The sequence below is a fragment of the Colwellia sp. 5_MG-2023 genome (assembly GCF_030547795.1).
In the GTDB taxonomy this organism is placed as follows: domain Bacteria; phylum Pseudomonadota; class Gammaproteobacteria; order Enterobacterales; family Alteromonadaceae; genus Colwellia.
Genome location: NZ_JAUOPW010000013.1, coordinates 42,625 through 56,545, shown reverse-complemented (window position 1 = coordinate 56,545; position 13,921 = coordinate 42,625). Strand labels below are relative to the sequence as shown.

Annotated in this window: 10 protein-coding genes; 2 read left to right on the top strand and 8 right to left on the bottom strand. The window is 35.3% G+C overall.

From position 1 onward, the window contains the following. Positions 1-69 precede the first annotated feature (69 nt). The 4 genes from Q4496_RS10480 to Q4496_RS10465 form a co-directional block, all read right to left on the bottom strand. Positions 70-3,132, bottom strand: a complete 3,063-nt coding sequence (locus tag Q4496_RS10480; protein WP_303610417.1) for a diguanylate cyclase — start codon at positions 3,130-3,132, stop codon at positions 70-72. 214 nt (positions 3,133-3,346) lie between these two features. Beyond that, entirely contained in the window at positions 3,347-5,761 is a 2,415-nt protein-coding gene (locus Q4496_RS10475; RefSeq protein WP_303610416.1) for a DUF748 domain-containing protein, read from the bottom strand. Between the two features lie 32 nt (positions 5,762-5,793). Next, a complete protein-coding gene (locus tag Q4496_RS10470) occupies positions 5,794-7,227 on the bottom strand; it encodes an ATP-binding protein (RefSeq protein WP_215973977.1) in 1,434 nt (477 codons plus the stop codon). Position 7,228: 1 nt separating this feature from the next. After that, entirely contained in the window at positions 7,229-7,957 is a 729-nt protein-coding gene (locus Q4496_RS10465; protein ID WP_215973976.1) for a response regulator transcription factor, read from the bottom strand. Between the two features lie 166 nt (positions 7,958-8,123). Here Q4496_RS10465 and Q4496_RS10460 point away from each other — a divergent pair, with 166 nt between their 5' ends. Then, positions 8,124-8,660 (top strand): Spy/CpxP family protein refolding chaperone, encoded by a 537-nt coding sequence (locus Q4496_RS10460; protein WP_303610415.1) that lies wholly within the window; start codon positions 8,124-8,126, stop codon positions 8,658-8,660. Here Q4496_RS10460 and Q4496_RS10455 read toward each other — a convergent pair. The 4 genes from Q4496_RS10455 to rsgA all read right to left on the bottom strand — a co-directional run bounded on the left by Q4496_RS10455 (position 8,657) and on the right by rsgA (position 13,190). After that, positions 8,657-10,645, bottom strand: coding sequence for a M56 family metallopeptidase (locus Q4496_RS10455; protein WP_303602456.1), 1,989 nt, complete (start codon positions 10,643-10,645; stop codon positions 8,657-8,659). The genes Q4496_RS10460 and Q4496_RS10455 overlap by 4 nt on opposite strands. A gap of 22 nt (positions 10,646-10,667) precedes the next feature. Continuing rightward, on the bottom strand, positions 10,668-11,054 hold the full coding sequence (locus Q4496_RS10450) for a BlaI/MecI/CopY family transcriptional regulator (RefSeq protein WP_215973973.1): 387 nt from the start codon (positions 11,052-11,054) through the stop codon (positions 10,668-10,670). Between the two features lie 134 nt (positions 11,055-11,188). Next, positions 11,189-12,028 (bottom strand): archaetidylserine decarboxylase, encoded by an 840-nt coding sequence (gene asd, locus Q4496_RS10445; protein ID WP_215974029.1) that lies wholly within the window; start codon positions 12,026-12,028, stop codon positions 11,189-11,191. Between the two features lie 109 nt (positions 12,029-12,137). Next, positions 12,138-13,190, bottom strand: a complete 1,053-nt coding sequence (rsgA, locus tag Q4496_RS10440) for a small ribosomal subunit biogenesis GTPase RsgA (protein WP_215973972.1) — start codon at positions 13,188-13,190, stop codon at positions 12,138-12,140. Between the two features lie 92 nt (positions 13,191-13,282). Here rsgA and orn point away from each other — a divergent pair, with 92 nt between their 5' ends. Continuing rightward, entirely contained in the window at positions 13,283-13,828 is a 546-nt protein-coding gene (gene orn, locus Q4496_RS10435; RefSeq protein ID WP_215973971.1) for an oligoribonuclease, read from the top strand. The last annotated feature ends 93 nt before the right edge of the window (positions 13,829-13,921 follow it).

Here is a 13,921-nt window from a genome sequence, read left to right as displayed (position 1 = left end):
ACAATGTGCAAACTATGTGCATAAACCAGAAATAATGGAAGTAAAATAACAGAACCAATTTTTATGATTTTATTCGGCGCGTGTTACGTTATTTCTGCCATTGGATTTACCAAGATAAAGTGCTTTATCAGCACTTAACACGATTGAATCTACCGAGGTTTCTTGTGCTTGAGATACAGTGACAACACCTAATGTTAAGGTAATAAATGCGCTAGTTATTGATTTTTCGTGGACAATTTTCAGATTTTCTACTGCCGAGCATAAGCGCTCCGCAACAAGAGTTGATTCGGCTATTGAGGTATTTGGTAGAATAATGGCAAATTCTTCGCCACCATAACGGCAATTGGCGTCGGTAATACGGGCTACATTTTCAATAATGCATTGAGCTACTTGCTTAAGACACTCATCTCCTTTTTGATGTCCATAAAAATCATTAAAAAGTTTAAAGTGGTCTATATCAGCAATAATAAGCGAAAGCGGTTGTTTTTGACGGCGATGTCTACTTATCTCTTCAGTTAAGCGTTTATCAAAATACCGTCGATTATATAAACCGGTTAAGCCATCTTGATAGGTAAGTATTTCTAATTGCTTATTTACTGCTATAAGGTCTTTAGCTTGGGCATTCAATGACGCAGTTTTTTCCATGACTTGCTCCTCAAGTGCAACAACAAACTTTTTCTGTCTATCAATTTCTTTTTGTTGTAGTCGTGTTCTAAAATAAATAAAGATAAATATCGTTAGAATAGAAACTAATACGTATAGACTATAAGCCCACCACGTTTTCCAGGGAGGGGGAGATACAACGAGGTCAATGGACAATATTTTCTTGCCCCATTTACCGCTACTGTTTGTTGCTTTCACCAATAATTTATAGGTACCACCATCTAAATTGTTAAAAGAAACTACATTCCTATTGCCCATGTCAATCCAGTTTTCATCGTATCCTTCTAATTTATAGGCATACATATTTTTAGTGGGAGAAACAAAGTCTAATACCGAAAATTCAAAAGAGAAAAAATAATCAAGATAAGATAGTTGTATTTCACTGATATAAGCGTGAGGTGTATCAAGTTTGACAGGCTTACCCATTTTATTGAAACCAGTTAATACAATATTAAATTCATGATCATTTGTTTCAATAGGTGAGGTACTAAAAAATTCAACACCTCGTTGACTACTGGTAAAGAGAGTTTCATTAGCAGCTTTTACTAGACTACCAGGGTAATAATTTAGACCTAATAACCCACTATAGCGATCAAAGTTAGTTACCTCTTCGGTTTGCGGATTTAATTTTGAAATTCCTTTGTTAGTTGTTAGCCACAAATTGCCATTGTTATCGTCGGTAATTGCACGGATTAATGATGTGGGTAACCCATTTTTCTTACCAAAATGTTTAAACGTTTTAGTTTTAGAAGTATATAAATTAAGCCCTTTTTGTGTGGCAATCCACAATTTTCCATCTTGTGATTGATAGATATCTTGGACGATCTTCCCTAATAAACTACCTGTTTTATTTATATCATGCTTAAATATAGTAAACTTTTGATTCTCTTCATCCCAAAGGTTTAACCCATCACCAGTACCAACCCAGATCTTTTGTTCATTGTCTTTATATATTTTTAATACTTCTGGGTGAGATAGGCCCAAAGCGTCATCTAAGTGGGTGAAACTATTAGTTGATGGATTATAGTGATATATACCGTTTTTATATGTTCCTATCCAAATAATGCCATGGCGATCAATGTTAAGTGCTCGTATCTCTCGAAACTGTTTGTAATGTGGATCTGATGGAGGATATTTTACTAATTGAACTTGTTTAGTAATGAAGTTAAATTTAGCTAAGCCATCATCCTGTCCAAGCCATATACTGTTTACTCCATCTGAAACCATAATAGGCTTATCGAATAACCTATTTCCTTCATAGCTATTCTCATTACTAAAAATATTTGGTGATAATGTTTCTAACTTTTGTGATGATACGTGCCATTTATACAAGGCAGATAATGATGATGCAATTAACACATCGCCATTAGGATCAACAGTGATGCCATTAGGAGCTGTTAAATTATTACTATTAATATTTTTAAATTTTCGTTTTGGTATTATTTTGTAAATACCGTGATTCTCATTAGTAACCCATAATGTTCTGGAGCTATCTTCAAAAGCTATTCTTAAACCATGACTGTATTCAAGCTCAAATTTTTCAATGTGGGAACTTGAGTGTCGTTGATGAAATAAGCCTTTACTCGTCACAAACCAAATATTACCTTTATGGTCTTCAATCATTGAATTGACTTGACCTAAATTTTGATCGATTAACGTTTCTAATGAGCTAAAAGTACTATTTACTTTATCAAATATAAAGGGCCCTTTTTGAGTGCCAACATAAATTTTATTTTTTGACGTTTTTAAAATGCTTCTAATTTCGTTTGCGCCTGTAGGCGTTAAATTTTCTGGGTCTGGGAGGAAATGGGAAAAAGTATGGTTCCGCTTATTATATAAATTTAAGCCAAAGCTCGTCGCTATCCAAAGGCTATCACTATCGTTATCTTCAATATCCCATATTCTATTATGAGATAAACTTGATTCGGTGCCTTCAACTTTTTGAACGTGCTCAAAGCTATTACCGCCAAGATATTTATTCAAGCCATGTTCATAGGAGCCTAACCAAATAGTACCTTCTTGATCGTGATACAAGCTTTGTATGCGGTTAGATGAAATAGAATCAGCACGTTTTGCATCATGAATAAAATATTTAAATTCTCCGGTAGTAGGATCATACAGGTTAGCGCCACCTCCCCATGTACCGATCCATATCTTTCCTTCACGGTCTAACATCAGATTGCCAGCATAATTATGGGATAAACCAGTAGTACTAATACCGTCAGACTCAAAAAGAGTGACTTTACGGCCGTCGTAGCACATAACGCCATTTTCACCGGTACCAAACCAAAGTAACCCTTGAGTATCTTGAATAATGGAGTAGATTTCTGACGCAACAAAACCATCTTCTGCTGTTAACATTTCAACAGAGTATTCGTTAGTTAGTTGTGAAGGACGTTCATTACTGAAAGCAGGTAAAATAATGCCAGTAAGAAATATAATAAAACATGTAAATTTATTAAAAAACAATAAAATATATCCCCTAAACCTGAATGTGCTAACAATAAAGTGCGTTTAAAATATAATAATATTATCTTAGTGTATTTAACTGCGTATTTCTATCATCAATCAATATAAGGTTGCTGGTAAGTTAATATAATAATTGCTGATACTATTGTTAATGAGGAAACTTAGCTCTATTAATGTAGAGCTAAGCTTGCTTAGTAAAATAAACAGGAAATGATTAAACAGATAATTCTATACGCGGTTGTGCGTTTTCGCTACTGTCTATTTTAGGAGAACATAATAACAGCCTTGATGAAGCAATGCCGCCATGCTCTATAATATAATCTTTAAACGCGGCTTCTCGTTGCTCGGCAATTTCTTTGAGTTGATTAATATGTTTTGCATCTGTTATTTTGGTGCCAGCACTCAGATTAATATCGCCGGGGACACTAATACCACAAATATTTACTCGGGTTTTTTCTTTATCTTGCATTAAGGCGATAAAACCTTGTAAGTAGGCCTGTTGTGCTTCATTTGGTTCTATTTGTTTGGTTTGATATATTAAATCATCAAAACGTAATTTTAAGGCAAATTCACCTACGCTCATCGCAACAGAAACAACATTTGCATAAGGGACGAATGTCGTCATAACGTACTCTTTTGTAGCCATCCAAATAGCTTTTTGGGTTATTAAAGTGACGATACTACTCATACCAAAATTTGGATCTGAGGTTGAACCTGATAGCGGCACATCAAGCTCTACATCACCATGACCATCTTTAAGCATGCCAAGCGCCATATTAAAAGGTAATGCGCCTTGCTCAATCAGAGAGCCTGCTTCATCACTGCCTGCTACCGCTGTTTCTAAACTTCGTAATAGAATAAGGATCTTACCATTAAGCTCTTCCCCTGTTAGCGTCACATTAATATCAGTATTGAGTTGACCACTTTTTAGTTCCATATTTACTGCTTTTTTCATGTAGCGAGAAACTGCTGGTAATGAAAGTTCTTGTAAAGAGCCTTCTAAATGATGTTTTTGAGTTTGAGAAAAGGGCAGGGTGAACCCCTTAAAATCAAAGTGAGCATATTTATTAATGCGGCCTTTTAATTCGAATGGTGTTTGCTCTTCTTGTTTGCTAACTGCATTACTTAATGCACCTAGTGTTAGTGTGTCTATAATCACTTTACTTTGCATCATAGGTTCAACACTATTATCTAACAGTGTTAGCTGGTTATCATTTATTAATGAAAACTCGTTTAATGAAATAATAAAGGGAGCGTCTTGTGTTGGGTCTGCAACTTCAACAACGGCGACCATTTCTTCTTGCGCTTCATCTTTTTCAGATCCATCTTTTGCTATAGGTAATGACACTAAGTTAGCTAACGCACTTTCTTCATTTAAAATTAGGTTACTTTGTAAGCTATCTAAAATGATTGTATCGATAGAGAGTTGTTTGGCATTAGCAAATACATCTTTGACACTAAATTGTTTTAAAGTCACGATAGGGGGATGTACAGTATCTTCATTTTTTGACCCATAAATTTCGTCAACAATAAAATTTGCTATTTTTACTTGTGGCTCGCCGTTAGTTAAATAAAAGCTAATATCTTGTAATGCTAATTGCTTAATGTAAGCTAATTTTTGACTGGCTTTTTCATAATGCACCTCTGCATCATTCAGCGTTACTTGGCTCATACCACTTAACTCAGTAATTTCATCGCCACTGAGTGTCAGCAGTAGATCATCGATATTTGTTTCAAAGTTTTTAAGGGTAACAAATTGTTGTTGATAACCAACAATAAGGTCTGTGTTGCTAAGTTCAGCTTTATTCACATGTAATTTAACTATATCTGACGCGATAGTTAGCTTTTGCTGACTTGTAAAAGAAAGCAAACCACTTAATTCAGATAGTTCGGCGACGTAAGGTTGTACTTTTTGAATTGGGTAACCGTTGAGTGATAACTGACTATTTACTTCACCTTGTCCGTTATCAAACACTGCATCAGCTGTTAGTTCCAGTGCTGTGCCATCGACAACACTTTGCAGACTTAAGAGCGCCGTTTGAGATTTAAGATCAGCTTTTACTTGGCTAATTAATAGCTCATCGATGTTTATCTGGTGATTAATCTCGTTATTATTGAGTTCAATATTGACTGTATTTAATGATAATCGTGGCAATATTAGCTGAAATGGAAGTGGCTCTGATACAGTTTCAGGTGTTTTTTCTTCAGGTGTCGCATCACTTTCTTTATTTAAATCAATACCTGCAATGATTAGCTGAGAAGGCGTTTTTACAACGTTAAGATAAGCATCATTTAGTTCAAATTCACTAACGACAACCTCGTCGAATAATAAACGATATAAGGTTAAGCGAACGGTTAACTTATCTAAAGAAAATACTTTTTTTTCTTCATTACTAAATAATGCAAAATCTTTAATCGTTAATTGGCTTAAAAAGGGGTTGTAGTAAATGCTCGCTTCAGACGATAGTGTTAATCCCTGTTCTTGTAATACAGGTTCAATAAAATACTTACTAACAGGAGATGAAATACCCCAAATAATCAGATAGATACTTATAAAAATTGCGGGGATTATTTTTAGTGATTTATGTGAAAACAGTGATTTTTTTGGAGTAGAAGCAGGTGTGTTCATAGATAAGTAAATACGTCTTTGTTAATATATTTTTATTCAAAATAAGGAAGTTCAATAATAACAGATAAACCATTATCTGCGTTATTTTTAGCAAAAATTTCACCTTGATGTGTGATAATGGCTTGTTTCGCTATTGCTAAACCTAAGCCTGTTCCACCTGTCGCCCGATCTCTGGCAAGATTAACTCGATAAAATGGTGTGAACAGCTGCGTTAATGATTCTTCAGGTACACCATTACCCTTATCGCTAACGACTAAAATAACTTTTTGCTTTTCTATCGATAATTGAACGTTAATAGTACTTTGCTCTGGGCTATATTTCACCGCGTTGTTAAGTACGTTACTAATGGCACTTGTGAGTAAGGTTTGATCAGCTAATAACATTATTTTAGCGGGAGCATTATAGTTAATACTGATCGACTTTTTATCCGCAATAAATTGTTCATCGTTTATGATATTTTGTATTAGTGTTGAAAGGTTAACTTGTTCATACTCTGCTTTTTGCAAGGTATTCTCTAAGCGAGATAGCACTAATACATTTTCAATCATGTGATCTAATCTATCTATTTCTCGTTGACAACGTTGTAAATATTGCTCACGTGCTTGTGGCGTTGTTGATTCTTGTTGTGCTAACCCCAGAGCCATCTGAAGCCTTGTCATAGGTGATCGTAGTTCATGTGAAACATCACCTAATAAGCGTCTTTGTGAGCTTTGGTGTTGCTGTAATTGCTCTGCCATTTTATTAAAACTATTAGCTAATTGTTCTAACTCGCCGCTAAGCTGACCTACGCCTTCAACACGTGAATCAAAATCACCTTGGCCTAATCTTGTTGTCGCTTTTTTAATTAATCGAATAGGCTTACTAAATGAATGTGCTAGTAGCAAACAAAGTAAAAAGCTAATCAAGGTTGGCGTCACAATACGCAACCAGTAGGGAAGTGATTGAACAATTTGACTAATGTTTGGTTTGTGAACTTTACGCGAAATAAATAGTTGATAAGGTTGATTATTAATATTGATTAGTACGGGGCCTACTATTTCCGTATGCGAAAAAAAGCTAGTTGTGGGTTGCGTAAAAGTATTCTCGCTAAGGTAATCGGTTAATACGCGTTGAAAATTTTTCGGTAATGGGATAGCGCTAACAATCCTTGAATTACCATCGATACTTTTTAACCAAATATTAAATGGGGTTAGAGCAAGTCTTTTTTTTTGTAGCGTTAAGAATTGCTCAATATTTTCTGCTTTATTACGCTTGATACGTTTTGCCATTTTATTGAGCTGATAAAGTTCATCAGGTTTTGATTTATGACTAACTACTTCACGAATAACATCATTGGATAGCTGCTGTGAAATCCAGCGTGTGCTAATAATAGATGTAATTGCAATGAGCCAAAACCAGACAAATAGTTTAATGGTAAATGAAGATAATAAGGTTTTTATTTTAGAGGAGGCTTTGATTAGGGACATGTTAACTATCTTCACCTGTTAAGAATAAATACCCTGCACCGCGGACGGTTTTTATTTTTTCAGTGGTACAAAATGGTAGAAATTTTCTACGAATATTACCAATATGTACATCAATGCTACGATCAAATGGACTAAGCTTTCGGCTTAATACTTTTTCTGAAATAGTATCTTTAGAAATAATTTTGCCGTGATTTTCCAATAATAAGGTTAATATTTGGTATTCAGTACCTGTGAGTTCAATTGGGTTATCATGGCAAGAAGCTGCTCGGATCGCATGGTTTAGTGCTATATCATTTACGGTTAAAATAGATTTTTCTTGTTCGTGACCTGCTTCAAGGGGAGACTGGCCTTGTTGGCTCGCTAATTGAATCCGGCGTAAGATGGCATTTATACGTGCTAATAACTCTTGATGGTGAAAGGGCTTTGCTAGGTAATCATCAGCGCCTAATTCTAAGCCTCTAACTTTATCGTTATGATCGCCTTTAGCTGTTAACATTAAAACTGGCGTTTTATGCTCTTGACCCAGCGCCTTCAATACTTCAAAACCATTAAGTTTGGGCATCATTACATCAAGTAATATTAAATCGTATTGATTCGTGAATGCCTGCTCAAGTCCTGACTGACCGTCAAAGCAACAATGAACAAGGAAGTCCTGCTGAGCTAAATAATCGGCTAAAAGCTCTGCTAACTCATGATCATCATCAATTAATAATATGTGCTTTTTATTCAAGAGAATTTTTACCTTATGTTAGAAGTACAATCATTTTACCTTAATCATTATTAACTTGTACTTCATTGTGTAACCTTTACTTAATCTTTACATTGGCTTTGCGTTTCTTTGCATTGAATTACTTATACTAGCTTTCGTGAAATTTATTTAACCTTTGGAGCCAACAATGAATATTACTAAACCAATGAAAACTATTGTTTCTATTGCTGCAGTCTGTGCCGTATTAGCTTTTACCGGTATGTCTAACGCCAATGTATCATCAGAAGATAATGTGGAGACTAAATCACATAAACATTATCAAAAAAGTGAACGTCATCATAGAGGTAAAGATATGATGAAAAAAATGAGTAAATATCTTGGCCTTTCTGAAGAACAAAAAACTCAGATGAAAGCGATTAAAACTGCAGCTAAAGAGCAAGATGTTTCTTTACGAGCAGAAATAAAACAATTCAAAGAAGCTGAAAAACTATTGCTACAAGCAGAAAAATTTGATGAACAAACCTATATCGCTTTACATGACTCTTATAAAGAAACGTTTGCGCAAATGGCATTAGCCAAAGCAAAAACGAGAAATGCAATGTTTAATGTCTTAACGCCAGAGCAGCAAGTAAAGTGGGAGAGTAAGATGGAGCAAAGAAAAAGCAAGATGCAAAGAAAAGGAAAAAATAAAAAGGCAAAAAGTGAAGATGTTAGTGAAAGCTAACTATGTAAACTAAACGCAAACACCTTAGACATTTGGCTTTCTACCGGCTTCCCGTTAACTTTAGCGGGTAGAAATCGCCATTGTCTTATTGCTGAACGAATTGAATTTTTAAAATAACTGACTTTTTGTTGATTGATAAATTGAAGGTTTTTAACCTTACCATTAATGTCGATAGTAAAGTTCACTTCCACTTCAAGCTCAATACCTTTACGTTTGGCGATATTTGGATAAATAGGGTTTACAGATTTTAGTTTTTTCGCATTACGTCTAATTGGTGCAATAGTTATAACTTTATCTTCTGGTTCTATATGAGCACTAGCTGAAGTAACAGCTGTTTTACTGATAGCATGATTTAATAAGCTTGACTCTTTTGATGTCTCGTTCTTATCGGCATTAGTCGTAAACTCATTATTTAGCACCGAATTGTGCTGAGATTTTTTGCTGGCATGATTACTAATAAATGTATTCGATAAATGTGAGTCATCTCTTAATTGTATTAGCTCTTGTTGATAAGCGCTGTTAGACGTTGTTCGTTCAAATGCTTTTGTCACCATTAATGAATCATTGTTTACATTATTTTTACTTAATTGTTCAGGTTCAGTTGCAGTATTTTGCGATGAATTCTTTAGCTGAATAGGTTCATTGGAATTAGGCTGTAAATTATTTAAAGCTAATGAATTACGTTTAATAATATCCATGTCTGATTTTTTTTCTATTGGCCTATCCACAGATACTAAAGTCGTTAATATATTATTCGTTGATAGCTCTTTTTTACCTAATACCGTTTTAAAGGTGTTATCAGCAGGTTTATTAGGTGATGGTGTTGTAATACTAGGTAGATTTTCACTAAAAATAGGTGAGAGCAGTGTTACGTTATTGTTGAGCGTGTTTTGATTTTCTTCACTTTTGGTTGTTTGTTTCCACGGTGTTTCATCTGGCCAAAGGTCCAGCAGTGGCATAGTCAGTAATTGTTTGCTTGACAGCAATACTATCGAGAAAATAATGGTAGCACTAGCAAACCATTTACTGATGTTATTATTGGGAGCGCAATGATGGTCAACTAAACGAATAACACGTTGTTTTAAATCACCGCCTGACGCTGCCATGGCCATATTAGGTATCGTATTATTGTGAATTTTAGTACATAAAGAAGCGGTATCTGCTAATGTGTGTGCATAAGCTATTGCGTCACCGCAGTGTTGTACGGCAATATCATCGCTACAATATTCACGTTCGTTACGCATTTGTTTAGAAACCCATGATACCGCCGGGTGGAAAAACAATAATATCTCGACCAACGTCTGTAAAAAATTAACGAGGTAATCATGACGTCGAATATGGGCAAGTTCATGCAAAATCAACATTTCAAGTTGTGCATTATTTAAACCGCTGATCATTGAAGCAGGAATTAGTACAACAGGTTTAAGCCAGCCAATGGCCATTGGCACATCAACTTTTAATGAAATCAATAGTCGTGGCAATATGCGTAGACTGATTTGTTTTGCCAATTCATCAAAGCGCTTTTGTAACTTATCACTTGGCTCTACCGTACCTTGGAGCGGAAGTTTATTAACAGTAGATATTTCTATTAATAACTTACTTGCTAATAAGGTCACAGTTGCCAGCCATAAAATTGATAAATAAGGCAATAATATATTAAGGGTTTCTATTAACTCTTTATAATTAAATAGCGAATCAGGTTGTTCTAATTCTTGTATAAATTCATTTAACGCAAAAGAGTTAACAAAGAAGTGAGTTGACGAAACCTCTGTTTGATAAATAACAATAAAAGTTATCAGTGGTAGTAGTAAATTAATCAACATAGCAAATGCAGATAAGGCATAACGCAATTGAGGTTTACTATTATTGAAAATAAGTAATGCTGATTTTAGTACGATAGCCACTAATAACCCTTGCCACAAAAAGTGCAATAAGGTGAGTGCTAAACTAGTTAGCAATGGGCTAGTAAATACGTTATCTAACATTTTTATTGTTAAGCTATTACTGTTAAGTTTCTTTTTCTAAAGAATTTAGAAGTTGACGAATATCATTAATATCTTCTGCAGATGTTGATTCATCGATAGCGCGCATCACTAATTTAGAGGTTGAGCCGCCAAAAGCTTTGCTGATTAAGTCTTTTATTAACGATGATTGTGTATGCATTTCGCTATTTGCGGCAGCATAAACATGTGCTCTATTTGTTTCATCACGAGTTACTAATGATTTTTCATGCATTATTTGTAGTATTTTTAGTACGGTTGTATAACCAGTTTTATGTGTCTCAGTTACTTCTTCGTGAATTTGTCTGACGGTAGCAGGCCCCATTTGCCAAAGAATATTGAGTAATGATAACTCAGCTTCTGTTGGCTTCACTGCGGATTTTTCACGTGCCATGTTTCTTGCCCCAATTATTAATTTTATTTTATGCCCAGAGGGTTGGAATTTTAGTTGTAAAAGTGGTTACGAATATAATCGTAAAACTTGGTTGTTAATCCTATACTTTGTGGAATTAATGAGCAACCATTAATTTAAGCATCACTTTTTTCGACTAAATCTGCATAATGCTCACCTAATCTTGTCACGGTTTCAGGTCCAGCATTAGCGGCAAATTCAACCATGTTGGGGGCGAAGGTACTGACAACAGTAGAGCCTAACTTGAAACGGCCCATTTCATCACCTTTTTCAAAGGTAATTGCATCAATCCCTTTTGCTGGATATTGCCATCTGAAAATATCCTTTCCTGCTGGTGGTGTAATAGTGCCTGCCCACGTTGTTTCTATGCTTGCGACAATAGTTGCGCCTACCAGTACCATAGCGAAAGAACCATGCTCGGTATCAAATACTGTTACCACACGCTCATTGCGCGCGAATAAATCAGGAACGTTATTCGCAGTTAATGGATTCACTGAAAATAACTCACCAGGTACATAAATCATTTCACGTAATGTAGCCGCCATAGGCATGTGAATTCGATGGTAGTCTTTAGGTGCTAAATAAATACAAGAGAACTTACCTTTTTGAAAAGGAGCGGCCGTTCTAGCATCACCACCTAACAATGAGGTAAGGCTGTAATTAAAGCCTTTGGCTTGAATTAATCTTCCTTCAACAATATCTCCTTGCTGAGATATTGCGCCATCAACGGGATAACATAAAGTACTTGAGTCTGAATCAATAGTACGGGCACCTTCTTCTAATTCGCGCGTGAAAAAGTCATTAAAGGTGGCAAAATCTTTTGCATTTTTTAATTTTGCTTCATTCATGTTGATCTTGTATGCCTTGATGAACATATCAATGAGTTTAGTGGTTAACCAACCCATTTTAGCAGCAGCTAATTTTCCCACTAAACGAGAAATAGCATGCTTAGGCATGGAATATTGCAAGGCAATCTTAATTTTATCGCTGAACTTAGTCGTTGAAGATTGATTCTGTGAAGACACTTTTTTTCCTTTATTTACTTAGTTTTAATTTATTTGGTAATTAATCATTAAACCGTGAAGTTAATTTGTTGTCACCTAAGCTGGCGATAATACGGGTAAAGCTAGCAAGTCGTTTAGGGTGAATTTTATCCTCGGCAGCTGAGGTCAATGCACAACCAGGATCATTTTTATGTTTGCAATCTCGGAATTTACATAATCCTTGAAATTGCTCAAACTCTTTAAAGCCGTTAAAGACTTGATCAGGCGTTAAATGCCATAGGCCAAACTCTCTAATCCCTGGGGAGTCAATTAAGTCACCACCTTCTTCAAAATGATATAATCGAGCGACAGTTGTTGTATGTTGCCCTAACCCAGAGTTTTGTGAAACCTCTTGAGTAACTACGCCAAGCTCTGGCATTAAAGCATTCACTAATGTTGATTTTCCCACACCTGATTGACCAACAAAAATACTAATATGCTGGCTCAATTGAGTTTTTATTTCGCTAATACCTTCATTAGTTTGACTGCTACCATAAAGTATCTGATAGCCTATTTCTCTATAGATTTGTAATTGTTGTTCAATTTCATCTTGCTCGTTTTGGCTTAACTCGCTAAGTAGATCTATTTTGTTTAAGACAATAACTGGCGTTATGCCCGTTTGCTCAGCAGCAACTAAGTAGCGATCAATAATGTCACTGTTAAATGCCGGCAATACAGAAGAAACAATTAAAATTTGGCTAATATTAGCAGCAATAGGTTTTACGCCATCATAAACATCAGGTCTGCTTAATACAGTCTCACGATCATGCACGGCTTCAATAATGCCACAAATGCTATGTTGAGTTTCTTTGCCTAAACGCCAAAGTACTTTATCGCCACAGACTAAAGTTTTGATAGAACGGCGTAAATTACATCGGTATATTGCACCATCATCACCCTCTACATCCGCATGTTGACCAAATCTACTGATCACAATACCTTGTTGAGTAGCACCTAGCTCTTCATCTTCCCACTGAACTTTACCGCCACTAGCGTTTACTTTCGTGTGCAATTTTTTGTCGTGATTAGCTTTAATGCGTCTTTGCTGACCATTAGTTAATTTTTTCTTAGCCACAAGTCTTAATCATTTTGTTTAATCCTAGTTATTTGTTCGCTATTATACTGATAATTACTAGCTATTGCTTGTGCAATTTTTAAGGGATATTTATGACGTGTAACAATACCAATTTAATTTGGCTTGATTTAGAAATGACTGGGTTAGAGCCTGAAATTGATGTAGTGCTCGAAATTGCTACTATTATTACTGATAGTCAGTTAAATATTTTAGCTGAAGGCCCCGTTTTTGCCATTCATCAATCAGATGATGTGTTAGACAATATGAGTGAATGGTGTATTGAACATCATGGTCAGTCAGGTTTAACTAAACGATGCCGTGAGAGTAAGATTAGCCTAGCTGAAGCTACCGCTCAAACTATTGCCTTTGTTCAACAATATGTGCCGAAAGGTGTTTCACCAATGTGTGGTAATAGTATTGGTCAAGATCGACGTTTTATTAATAAGTATATGATTGAATTTGAAGAATATTTTCATTATCGTAATTTGGATGTAAGTACAGTGAAAGAGCTTGCTCGTCGCTGGAAACCTGAAGTATTAGATAAAGTAGTAAAAACGGGAGCTCATTTAGCTTTAGATGACATTAGAGAGTCTATCGCCGAGTTAAAAGTCTACCAAGAGCACTTTTTCAAAATTTAACTAATCATTTATCACTCTTTGGGCGTTAACTTAATATTGAATATAAGTGCCAGTGATAATATTGTAAAAGTCAGTTTATTTAATGCGCACATC